The following is an 18,564-nucleotide window of genomic DNA, read 5'->3' on the forward strand; positions in this document are numbered from 1 at the left end:
CGAGACCCCGGGCCACGCACGAGATCGGCGGCGAATTCGCCTTCGATTGCCTCACGGGCTCCATCCACGGCTCCTTGCGACAGCGATGCCGTCCAGTTCAGTTGGGAAGGAAACGACGAAATGGAGCCAGCCGGCGGTGATGGCTGGGCCGAACTGCAGGATAACCGATCGCTCGAAGGTGAAATCTGCCTCGTCAACGGCGACGACATCCCATTCATCGCACGTCGTTCCGACATTTCTTCAACAGCCTGCTAGACCTCCACGCCCTCATGTCGCAGCAGCCAGCGCTTGCGCTCCAGTCCGCCGCCATATTTGACCAGCGAACCGTTGGCGCCGATCAGGCGGTGGCAGGGCACGACGACGCTGATCGGGTTGGAGCCGTTGGCGTGGCCGACCGCGCGCATCGCGTTCGGCACTTTCAGTCTTGCCGCCAGCGCGCCGTAGCTCATGGTGGTGCCCGGCGGAATCTCCGGCAACGCGTGCCAGACCTTCTGCTGGAACGGCGTGCCGGCGACACGCCATTTGACATCGGTCAGGCGATCGAGATCGCCGTTGAAGTAATCGCCGAGCGCCTTGCGCATCGCCGCCGGTGCGCGGCCGTCCCGCAGCGTCACGGCGCCACAGTGCAGCCGCAGCAGGTCGAGCATTCGCCCCTCATAGTCGTCCCAGTCGAGCGCACGCAGCACGCCATCGTCATCGGTCACCAGCAGCGCGGTGCCGATCGGCGTCTCGAGGCGGTCGAGGTTGAACGTCTGTGCGGTCTTACGGTCGGCCATATCAGTCACTCTGGAACGTCATTGCTCTCGAAACAGGTCGTTCGGCATACAATTCACCGTGCGCGTGCCAGCGTCCACCCGAATTCCGGTGAGGGGGACCGCGATATGTGCAGGCGGCGCCTGCCGCACTGGCGCTGATCCTGCTCTGGCTCGCCTGACGCGACATCGCGCGCAGGGGCATCGCCTTGCAATGCGTCCGCCGTTCCTCCATCATCCCTGATAACGGTGACATCCGCGGGTTTGAGCCTTGCGGACAAGATCACCGGCAACATGGGAGGTCACGGACATGAGGAGCGTGCAATTGCTCGCTGCGACAGCGCTTGCCATCGCGTTGTCGGTTACATCGGCCACCGCACAGAAGAAATACGACATCGGCGCGACCGACACCGAGATCAAGATCGGCCAGACCGTGCCGTTCTCGGGCCCCGCATCCGCCTATGCAGGCATCGGCAAGACCCAGGCGGCCTACATCAAGATGATCAACGATCAGGGCGGCATCAACGGCCGCAAGCTGAACCTGATCCAGTATGACGACGCCTATTCGCCGCCGAAAGCGGTCGAGCAGGTGCGCAAGCTCGTCGAAGGTGACGAGGTGCTGTTCACCTTCCAGATCATCGGCACGCCCTCAAATGCCGCCGTGCAGAAATACCTGAATGCCAAGAAGGTGCCGCAGCTGCTCGCCTCCACCGGCGCGTCGCGCTTCTCCGATCCGCAGAACGCGCCCTGGACGATCGCCTTCAACCCGAACTACCAGTCCGAGGGACGCATCTACGCAAAATATATCCTGGCCAATCACCCGAACGCCAAGATCGGCATCTTCTACCAGAACGACGATCTCGGCCGCGACTACATCACCGGCCTGAAGAGCGGGCTCGGCGACAAGGCCGCGAGCATGATCGTCGCCGAGGTGTCCTATGAGCTGACCGACCCGACCGTCGATTCCCAGATCGTCAAGCTGAAGGCCGCCGGCGTCGACCTGCTCTATAACGCGTCGACGCCGAAATTCGCCGCTCAAGCGATCCGCAAGGTCGCGGACCTTGACTGGCACCCGGTGCACATCCTCGACATCAATGCGAGCCCGGTGTCGGCAACGCTGAAACCGGCCGGCCTCGACATTTCCAAGGGCATCATCTCGACCAATTACGGCAAGGACCCGGCCGATCCGCAGTGGAAGGACGATCCCGGCGTGAAGGCCTATTTCGCCTTCATGGACAAGTATTACCCGGAGGGCGACAAGCTCAACACCGTCAACACCTACGGCTATTCGACGGCCGAGCTCCTGATCCAGGTGCTCAAGCAGTGCGGCGACGACCTCACCCGCGAGAACCTGATGAAGCAGGTGACCAGCCTGAAGAAGTTCGTGCCGAGCCTTGCGCTGCCCGGCATGTCGATCACGACGGGACCGAACGACTACCGCATCAACAAGCAGATGCAGATGATGAAGTTCAACGGCGAGCGCTGGGAGCTGTTCGGCCCGATCATCGAGGACACCGGGCCGGCGGGTTAGGCTCGCAGCCATCTCCGGCCACGAAAGCCGGCGCAGCGCATCCCCGCTGCGCCGGTTCTTTTTGCGCCGCCCCCTACTTTCGTTGACTGAAATTGCTCGCCTTTTCGGCATCCGTCGTCTTGCGTCGCAGCAACGGTTCCTCCAGTATCCCGGCCAAGCGATGGCGACCGCGGGACCTTGAACCGGCGGACAAGATCATCGGCCAACCATCAGTCACGTGAGGAAAACAGCATTATGAGGAATGGGATTTTCCACCTGGTCACGGGAACGGCGCTCGCGATCGCGCTGTCTGCAACGTCGGCCTCCGCGCAAAAGAAGTACGATCCCGGCGCGAGCGACACCGAGATCAAGATCGGCCAGACCGTCCCCTTCTCCGGACCGGCTTCCGCCTATGCCTCGATCGGCAAGACCCAAGCGGCCTATTTCAAGATGATCAACGATCAGGGCGGCATCAACGGCCGCAAGATCAACCTGATCCAGTATGACGACGCCTATTCGCCGCCCAAGGCCGTCGAGCAGGTGCGCAAGCTCGTCGAGAGCGACGAGGTGCTCTTGACCTTCCAGATCGTCGGCACGCCGTCGAACGCCGCGGTGCAGAAATATCTCAACGCCAAGAAGGTGCCGCAGCTGTTCGCGGCCACCGGCGCCTCGAAGTTCACCGATCCGAAGAACTTCCCGTGGACGCTCGGCTTCAATCCGAACTACTTCGTCGAAGGCCGCATCTACGGCCAGTACATCCTGAAGGAGTATCCGAACGCCAAGATCGGCGTGCTCTATCAGAACGACGACCTCGGCAAGGATTATCTGAACGGCATCAAGGCCGGCCTCGGCGACAAGGCCGCCAAGATGATCGTGGCCGAAGCCTCCTATGAGGTCTCCGACCCGACGATCGATTCCCAGGTGATCAAGATCAAGGACGCCGGCGCCGACCTGTTCTTCTCGGCCTCGACGCCGAAGCAGGCAGCGCAGGCGATCAAGAAGATCGCCGAGCTCGGCTGGCATCCGGTCCACATCGTCGACATCAACGCGACCTCGGTCGGCGCCGTGTTGCAGCCGGCGGGCCTGGAGGCCTCCAAGGGCCTGATCTCGACCAACTACGGCAAGGATCCCGCCGATCCGCAGTGGAAGGACGATCCGGGCATGAAGCGCTATTTCGACTTCATGGCCAAGTACTATCCCGACGGCGACAAGAACTCGAACTTCAACACCTACGGCTACTCTACCGCCCAGCTGATGGTGCATGTGCTGAAGCAGTGCGGCGACGAGCTGACGCGCGAGAACGTGCTGAAGCAGGCCACCAACCTGAAGAATGTCGAACTCGACATGGCGCTGCCCGGCATCAAGGGCAACACCACGCCGAACGACTATCGCGTCAACAAGCAGCTGCAGATGATGAAGTTCAACGGCAAGCGCTGGGAGCTGTTCGGCCCGATCATCGAGGACGCCGGCCCGGCGGGCTAGTCGTTCGCGCAGAGTTGAGATGCAATCGGCGGCCTCCAGGCCGCCGATTTTGTTTTGGCGATTATGTCCGTCATTGCGAGGAGCGACGGCGACGAAGCAATCCATCTCTGCATTAGTGGGGAAATGGATTGCTTCGCTGCGCTCGCAATGACGTGGATGGAGCCGTGTATTCCATACCCGTCACCCTGAGGAGGCCGCAACGCGGCCGTCTCGAAGGGGCGACGGCCACTAGAGCGTTTCACATTTTGACTGAAGCATAACCGGCGTTTGCGAAGTAGTTTGCGCATTCGCGAGGCTGGATGTCCTGAACGAGGTGACCGATGTGGCGCCAAGTGTCTTCGACGGTGCGCCTCTGAGCCTGCCGCATCCAGTGTTTGATCTTGGAGAAGGCCTGTTCGATCGGGTTGAGGTCGGGCGAGTATGGCGGCAGGTACCAGAGCCTGGCGCCAGCAGCCTGGATCATTTGCCTGACAGCTTTCGACTTGTGGCTTCCGAGGTTGTCGAGAATGACGATGTCGCCTTCGCGCAGGGTTGGCAGGAGAAGGTGCTTCACATAAGCGCAGAAGCATTCGCCGTTGATCGGGCCGTCGAAGACGCAGGGTGCCGTGAGTTGGTCATGGCGGAGCGCGCCGAGGAATGTGAGGGTACGCCAGTGACCGTGCGGGGCGAAGCCGCGCAGGCGTGCGCCCTTGGGGCCCCAGCCCCGCAAAGGGGCCATGTTGGTCTTGATCCAAGTCTCATCGATGAAGACGAGCCGGCCCGGATCAAGTCCGGCCTGCCAGGATCGCCAACGCTGGCGCCTACGAGAGACGTCGGCGCGCGCTTGTTCGAGGGCGAACAGTGTTTTTTTTGAACCGCAGCCCTTCCCGGCGCAGGAACAGCCAGACCGCGTTGTGTGAGACCTTGACCCCACGAGCTGCCAGTTCCGCCTTCAGACCATGCAGCGTCAGGTGCGGCGTCTGAATGATCCGCTCGACAATGAAGGCACGATGCGGATCAAGCAAGGGCTTGCGGTGACCGCCCATCTTGCCGGGCGCAACCGAGCCGGTCGCCCGCTGCCGCTGTGACCACTTCACAACCGACGAGACCGCAACACCAAACCGTTCCGCCACAGATCGGCAGCTCTCGCCCGCCAAAACCGACGCCACCACACGCTCGCGAAGATCCAGGGAAAGAGGTCGGGTCATGCGATGCTGGCCTCCAATCCAGTCAGCATCTTGAATCACAAACCGCCAAAAACCGGAATCCCCTCCGATTCAGTTAAGCAATGAAATGCTCTAGCGGGGCCGTGCATCCTTCGAGACGCGCTGCGCTCGCACCTCAGGATGACGGGATAGATATCTCGCTTCGTGCGCTTAGCTCGGAATCTCGCCGAAATTCTTCCCGACCGGCAGCACCGCGTGTCGGATCAGCCGCGAATCCTCGACGCCGGCCTGTCGGTGCTTCACCGCCTCGCGATAGACCGGATCGCGGATCATTTCGACGAAGGCGGCAACGCTCGGATACTCCGCGATGAAACAGTGATCCCAGCGCTCCTCCTGCGGACCGATCAGCATCAGCTCGAAGCGACCCTGCCAGACGATGCGCCCGCCGAGGCGTTCGAACACCGGGCCGCTCTCGCGGCCATAGGCGGCATAGGCCTCCGCGCCGGTCGCCTTGCGGCCGTCGGGATAGGCGGCCCATTCGCGCAACCGCACCAGATTGAGCATGTGGATCGGGCCCGGCCGGTTGTTGTCCCGGAATTGCGCGAAGACGTCCTTGGTCGGATCGATATGGCCCATGCGGTGCTCCTTTTTTCCTTTGTTCCATCTCTATGTAGCACGCGCCGCCTCACCTCCTAATCCCCTGTTAAGCTTTGCGTAACCGCCCCTTAAACCGGGAACGCTAGCGTGCGCCCCTGTCAGGGTGTGAGCGTTGCGGATGGCGTGGGGACGTAAAAAAGGCGGTGCGCGCAAGGAGCCGCTGTTCGGGCTTCCGGCCGCGCTTGCCGACCTCCGATTGTCGCCCTCCGATCGCGTGCCCGGCGGCGGCGACGACAAGCCCGCCAAATTCAAACCCAAAAGCAGCGGCAAGAGCAACGATTCCGGCAGCGAGAAACCGCGCCCGTCGCGCAGCGGCAGCAAGCGGCGCAGCAAGTCGCGCGGCTTCGGCATCGGCCGCCTGTTCTATTGGACCGCGGTGCTCGGCCTGTGGGCGGGCATTGCTGTGATCGGTGTCGTGGTGTGGGTCGGCGCGCATCTGCCGCCAATCCAGTCCCTGGAAATTCCCAAGCGTCCGCCGACGATCCAGATCGTCGGGATCGACGGCAGCGTGCTGGCGCAGCGCGGCGAAATGGCCGGCGCCAACATCGCGTTGAAGGACCTGCCGCCCTATCTGCCGAAGGCGTTCATCGCCATTGAAGACCGCCGCTTCTATTCGCATTTCGGCGTCGACCCGGTCGGCATTCTACGCGCAGCCGTCACCAACGTGCTGCATCGGGGTGTGTCGCAGGGCGGCTCGACCTTGACGCAGCAGCTCGCCAAGAATCTGTTCCTGACCCAGGAACGCACCATGCAGCGCAAGCTGCAGGAGGCCGAGCTGGCGCTGTGGCTGGAACGCAAGCATTCCAAGGACGAGATCCTCGAGCTCTATCTCAACCGCGTCTATTTCGGTTCCGGCGCCTACGGCGTCGAGGCCGCGGCCCAGCGCTATTTCGGCAAGTCGGCGAAGAACGTGACCTTGCCGGAAGCTGCGATGCTCGCGGGCCTCGTCAAGTCGCCGTCGCGGCTTGCGCCAAACCGCAACCCCGAGGGCGCCGAGCAACGCGCGGAGGTGGTGCTCGCGGCGATGGCCGACGCCAAGTTCATCACCGACGCGCAGGCAAAGGCCTCGATCGGGCAGCCCTCGATTGCGGTGAAGCCGGTCGGCGCCGGCACCGTGAACTATGTCGCCGACTGGATCGGCGAAGTGCTCGACGATCTAGTCGGCCAGATCGACCAGGACATCGTGGTGCAGACCACGATCGATCCGAAGCTGCAGAACGTCGCCGAAGCCGCCGTGATCGACGAGCTCGCCGCCAAGAGCGTGAAGTTCAATGTCAGCCAGGGCGCGCTGGTGGCGATGACGCCCGACGGCGCGGTGCGCGCCATGGTCGGCGGCCGGAACTATGCGGAGAGCCAGTACAATCGCGCGGTCACCGCGAAGCGGCAGCCGGGCTCGTCGTTCAAGCCGTTCGTCTATCTCACCGCGGTCGAATCCGGGCTGACGCCGGACACCATCCGCACCGACGCGCCGCTCGACATCAAGGGCTGGAAGCCGGAGAACTACACCCACGAATATTTCGGCTCGGTGACATTGACCCAGGCGCTGGCGATGTCGCTGAACACGGTGGCGGTGCGGCTCGGCGTCGAGGTCGGCGCCAAGAATGTGGTGCGCACCGCGCACCGGCTCGGCATCTCCTCCAAGCTCGAACCCAATGTCTCGATCGCGCTCGGCACCTCGGAAGTATCCGTGATCGAGCTGGTCGGCGCCTATGCGCCGTTCGCCAATGGCGGCTACGCCGTGTCGCCGCATGTGGTGACCAAGATCCGCACCAGCTCCGGCAAGCTGCTCTATGACCGCCCGACGGAGCCGCCCAACCAGGTGATCGAGCCGCGCTATGATGCGATGATGAACAGCATGATGCGCGAGACGCTGATCTCGGGCACCGCGCGCAAGGCGGAGATCCCCGGCTGGACCGCCGCCGGCAAGACCGGCACCAGCCAGGATTATCGCGACGCCTGGTTCATCGGCTACACCGCCAAGCTCGTCACCGGCGTCTGGCTCGGCAATGACGACAATTCGCCGACCAAGAAGGCGACCGGCGGCGGGCTGCCGGTGGAAGTGTGGACCCGCTTCATGAAGGCCGCGCATCAGGGCGTGCCGGTCGCGGCGATCCCGAACTCGCAGGGCAGTTGGGCCCCGGCGAACCTGATGCAGATCTCGTCGCAGATATCAGCACCTTCAGCACCGGCGGCGCCGATGCAGATTCAACCGCCGATGCAGGCGCCACCGCCCGCGCCGGTCCCGTCCGTTGGAGGCTATTATCGCCAGCCACCTCCGACGCCGGCCCGCGCCTCGGCGCCACCGAACCCGAACGCGCGGCCGGAGGCTGCGGCGGGGCTCGACGGATGGCTGGCGGATCGGTTGTTTCGGTGAGCCGTCCCGGATTGCGCTGTGCGTCATCCGGGCTATGCACCGCGCCTTCATTCACACTCAAACCGTCATCCCCCGCGAATGCGGGGGATCCAGTACGCCGCGGCCTATCGGTTGAATACGAACGCCTCTGGAATACTGGATCGCCCGCTTTCGCGCGCGACGACAGCAATAGCCAGGGCGAAGAGTTCGCCCTACTCCTGAATCCCGTAGCGGTGCAGGTCGTTGCCGTAGGTGTCGAGCCAGTTCTTGGCGCGCGTGACCGACGCGCAGACCTTGTCGACCACCCGCCAGAACCGCGCCGAGTGATTCATCTCGACGAGATGCGCGACCTCATGCGCGGCGAGGTAGTCGAGCACAAAGGGTGGCGCCAGGATCAGGCGCCACGAGAACGACAGCGAACCCGCCGAGGTGCACGAGCCCCAACGGCTCGACTGGTCGCGGATCGAGATCCGGCGCACGCGTACGCCGAGTTCCGCGGCGTGCAGCTGCGCCGCCTTCTGCAGATCCTTACGCGCCTCGCGCTTGAGGAAGTCATGCACCCGGCGATCCATGTGCTCGACGCCGCCGGCCACGCAAATGATCTTCTCGCCGCTGTCGCGCGTCTCGGTCCAGACCGTGCCGCGCTCTCCCGAGCGATGCACCAGACGATGCGGCACACCGCGCAACGGCACCACGGTGCCGGGCTGGAACGGCGCCGCCTTCGGCAAGCGGCCAAGACGGGCGGCGATCCAGCCGCCATGGATATTGGCGAACTCCTTCGCCTCCACGATCGTGCCGCGCGGCGGCATGGTCAGGATCGCTTCGCGATCGGTTGGATGAATCCTGAGCGTATAGCGGCGCGCGCGCCTATGCCGGCGCAGCCTGACGGTGAAGAACTGGGAGCCGTGTCTGACCAATACGGTCGCGGGTTCGGCAGGCCGCCGATAGAGGAGCGCGCGAGTAGCCATTTCTGAGAGTCCGGGGAGCAGGAGTTCGCCCGAACTTTGCCATATCCGCCGCCAGGGAAAGCGCTCGGCGCAAAAACAAATCATTTGCCCAATATACAGGGGTTGGCCGTTAATTGACCTCTACCGGCAGGGGGCGGAACCGGATTTTTTCTGATGAATCGGAGTCACGAAAAAGGCCCAAGAGATGAAAACAAATTCATCACTTAGGTCTTGGTTGATTTGAGATTCTTTTAGTTAAATCAGCGACTTGCGCGACCGCGATAATCGCGGCCGGGGCGATACCTATTCGGCCGCGCCGACCAGGGAAAGCCGCGTATTGGCCGCCGAAACCATGAAATCGGAGATCCGCGGCACGATTTCGGAGCGGAACCGCGAGCCGTTGAACACGCCGTAGTGCCCGACGCCCTTCTGCACGTAGTGCACGCGCCGATGGTTCGGAATCGCGGTGCAGAGCGCGTGCGTTGCCTCGGTCTGGCCGAGGCCAGAGATGTCGTCCTTCTCGCCTTCCACCGTCATCAGCGCGACGCGGCGGATCTTCGACGGATCGACCGGCTTGCCGCGATGGGTCATCTCGCCCTTCGGCAGCGCGTGCTTGACGAAGACGAGGTCGACTGTCTGCAGATAATACTCGGCGGTGAGGTCCATCACCGCGAGATATTCGTCATAGAATTCACGGTGCTTGTCGACGAGATCGCCGTCACCCTTCACCAGATTGGCGAACAACGCCTTGTGCGCGTCCATGTGCCGATCCAGGTTCATGCTGATGAAGCCGTTGAGCTGCAGGAAACCCGGATAGACGTCGCGCATTACGCCCGGATGCGGGAACGGCACCTTGGTGATGACATTGTTGCGGAACCATTCGATGCCGCGCTCTCCCGCGAGGTTGTTGACCGCGGTCGGGTTGCGCCGCGTGTCGATCGGGCCGCCCATCAGCGTCATCGACAGCGGCACGAACGGGTCGTGGTTGGCTTCCATGACGGAGACGGCCGCAACGACCGGAACCGAGGGCTGGCACACCGCGACGACGTGCATGTTGCCGCCGAGCGCGTGCAGCATCTCGATCACGTAGTCGACATAGTCGTCGAGATCGAACCGGCCCTCCGCGAGCGGCACCATGCGCGCATCGGCCCAGTCGGTGATGTAGACCTCATGCGTCGGCAGGAACGCCTCGACCGTGCCGCGCAGCAGTGTCGCATAATGGCCCGACATCGGCGCTACGATCAGCACGCGCGGCTGCGGCGAGCGCAGCGGACGCGTCAGCTTGCGATCGAAATGCAGCAGGCGGCAGAACGGCTTTTCCCAAACGGTGCGAACCTCGACCGCCGTGCGGATGCCATTGACCTCGGTCGTCGGCAGGTTCCAATCCGGCTTGCCGTAGCGGCGCGTGGTGCGCTCGAACAGTTCGCAGCCGGCGGCGATCGATTTGCCGAACTCGGTGTGCGTCCACGGATTGAGCGGATTCTGAAACAGGATCTTGGTGGCGTCGGTCACGGCGCGCACCGGATTGAGCGACGCATGCGCCATCTCATACATCCAGTACAGCGGCGTCGTGAGTGCCGGGCTGCCTTCCGCCGCTAGTGGCGGGGCACCGCCAAATTCACCGATGGGCATAGTATTTTCAGACCCCTGTTTTGCGCCGCAGCATACTGACCAATGCGTAACAATGCGTCAATGCGCCGCGAGCCGAATCTGGGGTCGATATCGGGCTAAAACACCGAGAATCCACGGGAAAGTGACATTTATTCACCACCGCCAAGCAGCGATCCGTTGCGCTTGGCGCTCTGCAAAAGGGCAAGGAAGACCGCAAAAGAGGCAACGAACAGAATGGCGTTGATGACCAGCGCCCAGGCCATCAGGTCGGCACGGAAGACGTGATCGATCAGGAGCGACCGCATCCCTTCGAATACATAGGTCGGCGGCAACGTCCAGGCGACATACTGCAGCCAGACCGGCAGCACCTCGACCGGATAGTAGATGCAGGCGAGCGGCATCACCGCGAACATCAGCGTCCAGACGATGCTCTCGGCGCCGAGCCCGTTGCGCAGCACGAGGCCCGAGGCGAACACGCCGACCGACCAGCTCGTGAAGATCAGATTGCAGAAGAACGCGATCAGCGGCAGCCCGATGGCGTAGAAATTGAAGCCGAAAAAGAACAGCGCCAGCAGCGTCATCGGGACCACGCCGATGGCGAGCCGGATCAGGCTCATGATCATCAGCGAGAGCAGGAATTCGATCGGCTTCAGCGGGCTCATCATCAGGTTGCCGAGATTGCGCGCCCACATCTCTTCGAGGAACGAGATGGAGAAGCCGAGCTGGCCGCGAAACAGGATGTCCCACAGGATCACGGCACCGATCAGCGTGCCGCCCGCCTTGGCGAAGAAGCCGGATGCCTGCGAGATGTAGTTCTGCAGGAAACCCCAGGTGATGATCTGCAAGGCCGGCCAGTAGACCAGTTCCAGCAGCCGCGGCCATGACGACATCAGCAGATACCAATAGCGCAGCACCATCGCGTTGATGCGTTGCAGTGAAATGCCGCGCGGTTGATGGCTGACGATCTCGCTCATGATGTGCCCTCTGGCGCGCCCTCCCGGAGGCGGCCGCGCGCCACGTCGAGAAACACCTCTTCCAGCGTGTCGCGGTTGTAGCGCGCCATGATCCCCTCGGGACTGTCGTCATCCTCGATCTTGCCGCGCTTCATGATGATGACGCGGTCACAGAGGCGCTCCACCTCCAGCATGTTGTGCGAGGCCAGCAGGATGGTCGCGTTATGGGTCTTGCGGTAGGTCTCGAGATGCTGCCGCACCCAGTCGGCGGTATCCGGGTCGAGCGATGCGGTCGGCTCGTCCAGCAGCAGCAGGTCCGGCTCGTTGATCAGCGCCTTCGCCAGCGCGACGCGGGTCTTCTGCCCGGCGGAGAGCTTGCCGTTGGAGCGGTCGAGGAATTCCTTCAGATCGAGATCGGCGGCGAGCTGCTCGATCCGCTCGCGCAGATGCTTCACGGCATAGAGGCGCCCGAAAATGGTCAGGTTCTGCCGCACCGTGAGCCGCATCGGCATGTCGACATAGGGGCTCTCGAAATTCATCCGGCCGAGCACGTCGTAGCGCTGTTCGGGAATTTTCGCCCCGAGCACCGTGACGCTGCCCGAGGTCGGCAGCACCAGCCCCATGATCATCGCGATCGTCGTGGTCTTGCCGGCGCCGTTGCCGCCGAGCAGGCCGGTGATGCTGCCGCGCGCGATGCGGAAGGAGATATCGTCGACCGCACGGGTGGTCTTGTAGACCTTGACCAGATGCGCAACGTCGATCGCGGCCGATCCGTCCCGATCGTCCACGGGCGCTTGATTGGCCGCAGGCGCTTGCGCCTGACCTGTCCCGCGCTGTTGCATATGGCCGTCATTGGGGCATTGCGACAATAAGCGCAAGGCTTGCCTCGCGCGCTTGCGCTAAGTCGCGAATTTGTGCGCCGCCCACGGCACAGCTAAAGTCCAGAGATGATCGACTTCGCTTCCGATTTCCGCCAACCCCGCCGTTATGTCCGCCTGGATACGATCCTGCGGCTGCGCTGGCTCGCCGCGCTCGGCCAGCTCGTCGCGATCTTCATCGTGGCCCAGGGGCTGGAATTCGACGTTCCGATCGTCCCCTGCGTCATCATCGTGACGTTCTCGGCGCTGCTTAATCTGGCGCTGCAGATCGCGTTCAACCCGATGCAGCGGCTGGAGCCGGTCTATGCCGCGGCCCTGCTCGCCTTCAACATCGTCGAGCTCGGCGGCCTGCTGTACTTCACCGGGGGCTTGCAGAACCCGTTCTCGTTCCTGTTCCTGGCGCCGGTGCTGATCTCGGCCACGGTGCTGCCGATCCGCCTGACGATCGCGCTCGGTTGCCTTGCGGTCGCCTGCGCCTCGGCGCTGTTCTTCTATCACCTGCCGCTGCCGTGGGACGGCGACGATCCGCTGGTGCTGCCGCCGATCTATCTGATCGGCGTCTGGCTCTCGATCCTGCTCGCGATCGGCGTCACCAGCCTTTACGCATTCCAGGTGACGGAGGAGGCGCGCCAGCTCTCCGATGCGCTTGCCGCGACCGAGCTGATCCTGACGCGGGAGCAGCATCTGACCCAGCTCGACGGTCTCGCCGCCGCCGCCGCGCATGAGCTCGGCACGCCGCTGTCGACGATCTTCCTGATCTCGCGCGAGCTCGAGAAGACGGTGCACGACCCGGCGATCGCCGACGACGTCAAGACCCTGCGCGAACAGGCGCAGCGCTGCCGCGACATCCTGAGCAAGATTGCGCAATTGTCATCGAGCGGCGCACCGTTCGACACCATGAAGCTGTCGACCCTGATCGAGGAGGCGGTGGCGCCGCATCGCGATTTCGGCATCAACATCAAGGTGCGGCTTGCTGTCGCAGCAACGCGCGAACCGGTCGCCGCGCGCAATCCCGCGATCCTTTATGGCGTCGGAAACATTCTGGAAAATGCGGTCGATTTTGCGCACCAGACCGTCGAGGTGAATGCCTGGTGGAACGCCGAAACCATCGAGATCGTGGTCTCCGACGACGGCCCGGGCATCGCGCCCGACATGCTGAAACGGATCGGCGAGCCGTATTTGTCGCGCCGCCGGGGCGCAGACGAGGCCCAAAATGCCCGTGGCGGCCTGGGTCTGGGCGTTTTCATTGCAAGGACGCTGTTGGAACGCACCGGCGCCAAGGTGTCGTTTACCAATCGCACCTTCCCCGATCACGGCGCCGTGGTGCAGATCGTCTGGCCCCGCGAGCGCTTCGAGGAAGCCGCGCCGGCCGACGAAACCGAAGCCTAAGAACGATTCTCAATCGCAACTCTGGCATACCGGATGCATCGCTCTTTCCAGAGCTGCACGCGACTTTCGGCTGCCTTGGCAGCGCCGCAGTAGGACCCCATATAATCGGTGTCTGCCCCAGGGAAAAATGGACCGTGAACGCCATCACTGAACTGAATGACCATGCCGACCGCTCGCTCCTCATCGTCGAGGACGACAAGCCGTTCCTGGAACGCCTGTCGCGCGCGATGGAGACGCGCGGTTTCGCGGTGAAGTCATGCGACACGGTGTCCGATGGTCTCGCTGAGATCGGCCGCGCCGCGCCCGCTTTCGCGGTCGTCGACCTCCGTCTCGGCGACGGCAACGGCCTTGACGTCGTCTCGGCCTTGAAGCGCAAGCGCCCCGAGGCGCGCGCGATCGTGCTGACCGGTTACGGCAACATCGCGACCGCGGTGACCGCGGTGAAGATGGGCGCTGTCGACTATCTCTCGAAGCCCGCCGACGCCGATGACGTCGTCGCCGCGCTGCTCGCGACCGGCACCGAGAAGTCCGAACTGCCGGCCAATCCGATGTCGGCGGATCGCGTGCGCTGGGAACACATCCAGCGCATCTACGAGATGTGCAACCGCAACGTCTCGGAGACCGCGCGCCGTCTCAACATGCACCGTCGCACGCTGCAGCGTATCCTCGCCAAGCGCGCGCCGCGCTAAGCGATCGCTTCATATTGTTTTTCGCGATGGCCGGGCTTTGTCCCGGCCATTTGCTTTTGTAGATTCGCAGGATGGGTAGAGCGAAGCGAAACCCATCGATTTATGCCTGCGGCGCCAATGATGGGTTTCGCTGCGCTCTGCCCATCCTGCGGAATCGCGCTGCTACAACTCGTGCCCTTGCGGATCGAACAGCCGGTTGATCCGCTGCGCCGCGGCCATCGCAAAGCGCACCGTGATCGCCTTGCGGGTTGCTGCCGGCAGGCGGTGCTCCGGCGCCTCGCAATGCAGATGCGCGCCGTAGGCGTCGGCGATGATGAGGCCGGTGTCGGTGGGAAAAATCTCGCACGGCAGATCCTGCGTGAAGGCGAAGAACAGCCGGTCGCAATGCATCCGGTAGTCCTGCCATTTCTGGTCGGCGCGCAGATCCTCGAGAGATGACTTGATCTCGACGATCCAGATCTCGCCGCGTTCATTCAGCGCGACCAGATCGGCGCGGCGGCCGGACGGCAGCGGCAATTCGCTGATGCAGCAAAATCCCAGCGACCTCAGAAGCCGCGCCGTGCCCCGCGCGATCGCCAGCGCGGTCTCCGACTGGCGTCGGTCGGGTGCGGGCACAAGCGCCATCTGGCGGGCGGGCGATTCCATCGCTGCAGAATAGCCGATTCCACGAGAGCATGATCCGGAAAAGTGGAACGGCGCTCCGGGCAGGAACCCGCCGCCGCCTCGCCGCTTATCCCGCAGCCGCCACCATGGGCGGACCGATGAGGGCTGCCTGGTGATCGACGACCTCTGGTACAAGAACGGCGTGATCTACTGCCTGTCCGTCGGCACCTACATGGACGCCAACGGCGACGGCATCGGCGACTTCGGAGGCCTGCTGCGACGTCTGGATTATCTCCACGGGCTCGGCATCACTGCGATCTGGCTGATGCCGTTTCAGCCTTCGCCTTGCAAGGACGATGGTTACGACATTTCGGACTATTACGGGGTCGATCCGCGCTACGGCACGCTGGGCGATTTCGTCGAGTTTACCCATGGCTGCCGGCAACGCGGCATCCGCGTGATCATCGATCTCGTCGTCAACCACACCTCGGACCAGCACGCCTGGTTTCGATCAGCGCGCAACGCAAAGGACTCGCCTTACCGCGACTGGTATGTCTGGTCGGACAAGAAGCCCGCCAATGCCAACACGGGCATGGTGTTTCCCGGCGTCCAGAAATCGACCTGGACGCGCGATAAGCAGGCAGGCGCCTGGTATTTTCATCGCTTCTACGATTTCCAGCCGGACCTCAACACGTCGAACCCGCATGTCCAGGCCGAGATCCTCAAGATCATGGGATTCTGGATTCAACTCGGCGTCTCCGGCTTCCGCATGGACGCCGTGCCCTTCGTGATCGCAACCAAGGGCGCCTCTGTGCGCAAGCCGGTCGAGCAATACGACATGCTGCGATCGTTCCGCGAATTCCTGCAATGGCGCCAGGGCAACGCGATCATCCTTGCCGAAGCCAATGTCTTGCCCGAGACGGACATGGAGTATTTCGGGCACGACGGCGACCGTATGCACATGATGTTCAACTTCCACGTCAATCAGCATCTGTTCTATGCGCTGGCGTCAGCCGATTCGAAGCCATTGGCGAAAGCATTGACGGCGACCAAGCCGCGGCCCGCGACCGCCCAATGGGGCCTGTTCCTCCGCAATCACGATGAACTCGACCTCGGTCGCCTCACCAAGGCGCAGCGCGAGACGGTGTTCAAGGCATTCGGACCCGACAAGAGCATGCAGCTCTACGACCGCGGCATCCGCCGGCGCCTTGCGCCCATGCTGGGCGGCGATCGTCGACGCCTGGAGCTCGCTTACAGTCTGATGTGCACGCTTCCCGGCACGCCCGTGATCCGCTACGGCGATGAACTCGGCATGGGCGATGATCTCGACCTGCCCGAACGCGCTTGCGCGCGCACGCCGATGCAATGGTCGACCGAGCCGCACGGCGGCTTTACCGAAAGCGATCGGCCATGCGTGCCGGTGATCGACAAGGGACCCTACGGCTATGAACACGTCAACGCCGCCAGGCAGCGGCGCGACCCCAATTCGATGTTGAACTGGACCGAGCGCATCATCCGCATGCGCAAGGAAGTCCCCGAGGTCGGCTGGGGAGACTTCAAGATTATCGTAACCCGAAATCCTGCCGTCCTGATCATTCGTTACGACTGGCGCAACAACTCGGTGCTGTTCGTACACAATTTCGCGGAAAGGCCCCTCGAGATTTCGTTCGACGTTGGACTGCCCGATGACGCCGGCAATCTCCTCGTCAACCTTCTGTCCGAGGATCACAGCCGCGCCGACGATGCCGGCCGTCACAAGCTTCTGATCGAAGCCTACGGCTATCGCTGGTACAGGGTCGGTGGGCTCGATTACCTGCTCAAGCGCAGCGATATCGACACCAAGGAGCCCCGCACGTCGCGTTAGGCATGATCCGGAAGAGTGTGAAGCGGTTTTCCGAAAGGATCATGCCCAAACACGAAGCCAAAGCGCGATGATGATTCAACCTGATCTCATCGCGCTTCAGTCGTCCTGATGCGGCCCGAGGATCACGCCTTCATTGCCGCGCAGGTCGAGCGCGCCTTCGACCTTCTCGCCCTGCCGGTCCATGAAGGTCGAGAGCAGAACCTCGTTGCTGAAGCCGATGGCGCTGGAGGAGACCGACGCGGAGGCCGCGCCGAAGTTCAGCGCGATCACGGCGACGCCCTCGGCGCTGCGCCGCCGGTAGAGCAGGACATCGCCGTGCGCCGTCACCGGCTCATAGCTGCCATGGACGAGCTGCGGCAGCTTTCGCCGCAACGCGATCAGCGCCTTGTAAAGGTTGAGTATCGACGCCCGCTCCGCCTCCAGGCTTGCGACATTGTCGCGGGCAAAGTCCTTCGCCAGCGGCAGCCACGGCCTGGCCGTCGAGAAACCGGCATAGCGCTCGGCGCTCCATTGCATCGGGCTGCGGCAGCCGTCGCGGCCGACGCCGATACCAGGCACGTTCTTTTCAAAGGGATCACGCACCTCCTCCGGCGCAATCGCAACCTGGTGCATGCCGATCTCGTCGCCGTAATACAGCGTCGGCGTGCCGCGCAGCGTCAGCAGCAGCATCGCGGCGACCGGCGCCTGCGCGGGCCCCACCCGGCTCGCCACCCGCGGCCGGTCGTGATTGCCGAGCACCCAGTTCGGCCACGCGCCCGGCGGCAGCGCCTTTTCATAGTCGGCAATGATCTGCTCGACCGAGCGCGCGCTCCATAAGGTCGACAGCAGCGCGAAATTGAACGGCATCTGCGCGCCGCGCAGATCGTTGCCGTAATAGGCGACCAGCCGGTGCAGCGGCAGATAGATCTCGCCGATCAGCACGCGGTTGTCGAACTCCTCGGTGAGGCGGCGCATCTCGGTGATGACGGCGTGCACTTCGAGCTGATCGGTCGAATATTGCGTCAGCACCTTCTCGTGCGGCGGCCTGCCCTCCCGGTAATGCGGGTTCGGCGGATTGTCGCGGAATTCGGCATCCTTGATCAGGTGCCAGATCACGTCGACACGAAAGCCGTCGACGCCCTTGCGCAGCCAGAATCGCATCACCTCATAGATCGCGTCCCTGACCTCGCGATTGCGCCAGTTCAGATCAGGCTGCTGGGTAAGGAACGCATGATAGTAGTACTGGCCGGAGGCCTCGTCATACGTCCAGGCGCTGCCGCCGAACTCCGACAGCCAGTTGTTGGGTGGACCGCCATCCGGCGCCGGATCACGCCAGATGTACCAGTCGCGCTTCGGGTTATCGCGCGAGCTCGTCGCTTCGATGAACCACGGATGCTGATTGGATGTATGGTTAGGCACCAGGTCGAGGATCAGCTTGAGGCCGGAATCGTGCGCAGCGGCGACCAGCGCGTCGAAATCCTCCATCGTCCCGAACAGCGGATCGATGCCGGTGTAGTCGGAGATGTCGTAGCCGAAATCGGCCATTGGCGACGGGAAGATCGGCGACAGCCAGACCGCGTCGACGCCAAGCCGCGTCAGATAGGGCAGTCGCGCGATGATCCCCCTGAGATCGCCGACGCCGTCGCCATCGCTATCCCCGAACGAGCGCGGATAGACCTGATAGAAGATGCCGCGCCGCCACCAGTCCCTGCCGTCGTGATCCATCCCGTCCCCCCAAGCTCGCAGCCCGGT

Annotated in this window: 16 protein-coding genes; 7 read left to right on the plus strand and 9 right to left on the minus strand. The window is 63.4% G+C overall.

Features of this window, described 5'->3' with window-relative positions; genetic code table 11:
* Window positions 1–120: 120 nt before the first annotated feature.
* Window positions 121–255 (plus strand): hypothetical protein, encoded by a 135-nt coding sequence (locus HAP47_RS41460; RefSeq protein WP_256459761.1) that lies wholly within the window; start codon window positions 121–123, stop codon window positions 253–255.
* On the opposite strand, the gene HAP47_RS40000 is transcribed toward HAP47_RS41460, so the two are convergent.
* Window positions 252–776 (minus strand): methylated-DNA--[protein]-cysteine S-methyltransferase, encoded by a 525-nt coding sequence (locus HAP47_RS40000; RefSeq protein WP_173640049.1) that lies wholly within the window; start codon window positions 774–776, stop codon window positions 252–254. The two genes, HAP47_RS41460 and HAP47_RS40000, sit on opposite strands and share 4 nt — an antisense overlap.
* 286 nt (window positions 777–1,062) lie before the next feature.
* Here HAP47_RS40000 and HAP47_RS40005 point away from each other — a divergent pair, with 286 nt between their 5' ends.
* Both HAP47_RS40005 and HAP47_RS40010 read left to right on the plus strand, forming a co-directional pair.
* Entirely contained in the window at window positions 1,063–2,283 is a 1,221-nt protein-coding gene (locus HAP47_RS40005; RefSeq protein ID WP_173640048.1) for an ABC transporter substrate-binding protein, read from the plus strand.
* Window positions 2,284–2,517: 234 nt separating this feature from the next.
* Complete coding sequence (locus HAP47_RS40010; RefSeq protein WP_173640047.1) at window positions 2,518–3,744, plus strand: ABC transporter substrate-binding protein; 1,227 nt, start codon at window positions 2,518–2,520, stop codon at window positions 3,742–3,744.
* 238 nt (window positions 3,745–3,982) lie between these two features.
* On the opposite strand, the gene HAP47_RS40015 is transcribed toward HAP47_RS40010, so the two are convergent.
* Window positions 3,983–4,931, minus strand: a protein-coding gene (locus tag HAP47_RS40015; RefSeq protein WP_173637148.1) for an IS630 family transposase whose coding sequence is annotated in 2 segments (ribosomal slippage) — window positions 3,983–4,594 and window positions 4,596–4,931 — 948 coding nt in all. Because the reading frame shifts where the segments join, the coding sequence is not laid out codon by codon here.
* A 168-nt stretch (window positions 4,932–5,099) separates the two neighbouring features.
* Entirely contained in the window at window positions 5,100–5,525 is a 426-nt protein-coding gene (locus HAP47_RS40020; RefSeq protein ID WP_173640046.1) for a DUF1330 domain-containing protein, read from the minus strand.
* 139 nt (window positions 5,526–5,664) lie between these two features.
* Between HAP47_RS40020 and HAP47_RS40025 the strand changes: the two genes are divergently transcribed.
* Window positions 5,665–7,920, plus strand: a complete 2,256-nt coding sequence (locus HAP47_RS40025; protein WP_173640045.1) for a transglycosylase domain-containing protein — start codon at window positions 5,665–5,667, stop codon at window positions 7,918–7,920.
* A 191-nt stretch (window positions 7,921–8,111) separates the two neighbouring features.
* Here the strand turns inward: HAP47_RS40025 and HAP47_RS40030 are convergent, their stop codons facing one another.
* From HAP47_RS40030 to HAP47_RS40045, 4 genes are all read right to left on the minus strand, one after another.
* Window positions 8,112–8,951 (minus strand): M48 family metallopeptidase, encoded by an 840-nt coding sequence (locus HAP47_RS40030; RefSeq protein WP_092120354.1) that lies wholly within the window; start codon window positions 8,949–8,951, stop codon window positions 8,112–8,114.
* A gap of 198 nt (window positions 8,952–9,149) precedes the next feature.
* Window positions 9,150–10,478, minus strand: a complete 1,329-nt coding sequence (locus HAP47_RS40035) for a polyhydroxyalkanoate depolymerase (RefSeq protein WP_173640044.1) — start codon at window positions 10,476–10,478, stop codon at window positions 9,150–9,152.
* A 128-nt stretch (window positions 10,479–10,606) separates the two neighbouring features.
* Complete coding sequence (locus HAP47_RS40040; RefSeq protein ID WP_173640043.1) at window positions 10,607–11,431, minus strand: ABC transporter permease; 825 nt, start codon at window positions 11,429–11,431, stop codon at window positions 10,607–10,609.
* Window positions 11,428–12,252, minus strand: a complete 825-nt coding sequence (locus HAP47_RS40045; protein ID WP_210285286.1) for an ABC transporter ATP-binding protein — start codon at window positions 12,250–12,252, stop codon at window positions 11,428–11,430. Before HAP47_RS40045 ends, HAP47_RS40040 begins: the two co-directional genes overlap by 4 nt.
* A 105-nt stretch (window positions 12,253–12,357) precedes the next feature.
* Between HAP47_RS40045 and HAP47_RS40050 the strand changes: the two genes are divergently transcribed.
* Window positions 12,358–13,677, plus strand: coding sequence for an ActS/PrrB/RegB family redox-sensitive histidine kinase (locus tag HAP47_RS40050; RefSeq protein WP_173640041.1), 1,320 nt, complete (start codon window positions 12,358–12,360; stop codon window positions 13,675–13,677).
* 134 nt (window positions 13,678–13,811) lie between these two features.
* Window positions 13,812–14,366 carry an ActR/PrrA/RegA family redox response regulator transcription factor gene (locus HAP47_RS40055; RefSeq protein ID WP_016845514.1) on the plus strand — a complete coding sequence of 185 codons (555 nt, stop codon included), beginning with the start codon at window positions 13,812–13,814 and terminating at the stop codon, window positions 14,364–14,366.
* Between the two features lie 162 nt (window positions 14,367–14,528).
* On the opposite strand, the gene HAP47_RS40060 is transcribed toward HAP47_RS40055, so the two are convergent.
* Window positions 14,529–15,011, minus strand: coding sequence for an MmcB family DNA repair protein (locus HAP47_RS40060; RefSeq protein WP_173640040.1), 483 nt, complete (start codon window positions 15,009–15,011; stop codon window positions 14,529–14,531).
* A 130-nt stretch (window positions 15,012–15,141) separates the two neighbouring features.
* Here HAP47_RS40060 and HAP47_RS40065 point away from each other — a divergent pair, with 130 nt between their 5' ends.
* Window positions 15,142–16,833, plus strand: coding sequence for an alpha-amylase family protein (locus tag HAP47_RS40065; protein ID WP_173640039.1), 1,692 nt, complete (start codon window positions 15,142–15,144; stop codon window positions 16,831–16,833).
* Between the two features lie 96 nt (window positions 16,834–16,929).
* On the opposite strand, the gene HAP47_RS40070 is transcribed toward HAP47_RS40065, so the two are convergent.
* Complete coding sequence (locus tag HAP47_RS40070) at window positions 16,930–18,537, minus strand: alpha-amylase family glycosyl hydrolase (RefSeq protein WP_173640038.1); 1,608 nt, start codon at window positions 18,535–18,537, stop codon at window positions 16,930–16,932.
* Window positions 18,538–18,564: the final 27 nt, after the last annotated feature.

It is taken from the genome of Bradyrhizobium sp. 41S5, assembly GCF_011516665.3.
GTDB classification, from domain to species: domain Bacteria; phylum Pseudomonadota; class Alphaproteobacteria; order Rhizobiales; family Xanthobacteraceae; genus Bradyrhizobium; species Bradyrhizobium quebecense.

Coding starts and splice junctions, on each gene's coding strand:
- HAP47_RS40020 (WP_173640046.1), bottom strand. CDS start 5,525: ATGGGCCATATCGATCCGACCAAGGACGTCTTCGCGCAATTCCGGGAC.
- HAP47_RS40045 (WP_210285286.1), bottom strand. CDS start 12,252: ATGCAACAGCGCGGGACAGGTCAGGCGCAAGCGCCTGCGGCCAATCAA.
- HAP47_RS40025 (WP_173640045.1), top strand. CDS start 5,665: ATGGCGTGGGGACGTAAAAAAGGCGGTGCGCGCAAGGAGCCGCTGTTC.
- HAP47_RS41460 (WP_256459761.1), top strand. CDS start 121: ATGGAGCCAGCCGGCGGTGATGGCTGGGCCGAACTGCAGGATAACCGA.
- HAP47_RS40030 (WP_092120354.1), bottom strand. CDS start 8,951: ATGATTTGTTTTTGCGCCGAGCGCTTTCCCTGGCGGCGGATATGGCAA.
- HAP47_RS40000 (WP_173640049.1), bottom strand. CDS start 776: ATGGCCGACCGTAAGACCGCACAGACGTTCAACCTCGACCGCCTCGAG.
- HAP47_RS40035 (WP_173640044.1), bottom strand. CDS start 10,478: ATGCCCATCGGTGAATTTGGCGGTGCCCCGCCACTAGCGGCGGAAGGC.
- HAP47_RS40010 (WP_173640047.1), top strand. CDS start 2,518: ATGAGGAATGGGATTTTCCACCTGGTCACGGGAACGGCGCTCGCGATC.
- HAP47_RS40040 (WP_173640043.1), bottom strand. CDS start 11,431: ATGAGCGAGATCGTCAGCCATCAACCGCGCGGCATTTCACTGCAACGC.
- HAP47_RS40050 (WP_173640041.1), top strand. CDS start 12,358: ATGATCGACTTCGCTTCCGATTTCCGCCAACCCCGCCGTTATGTCCGC.
- HAP47_RS40070 (WP_173640038.1), bottom strand. CDS start 18,537: ATGGATCACGACGGCAGGGACTGGTGGCGGCGCGGCATCTTCTATCAG.
- HAP47_RS40005 (WP_173640048.1), top strand. CDS start 1,063: ATGAGGAGCGTGCAATTGCTCGCTGCGACAGCGCTTGCCATCGCGTTG.
- HAP47_RS40060 (WP_173640040.1), bottom strand. CDS start 15,011: ATGGAATCGCCCGCCCGCCAGATGGCGCTTGTGCCCGCACCCGACCGA.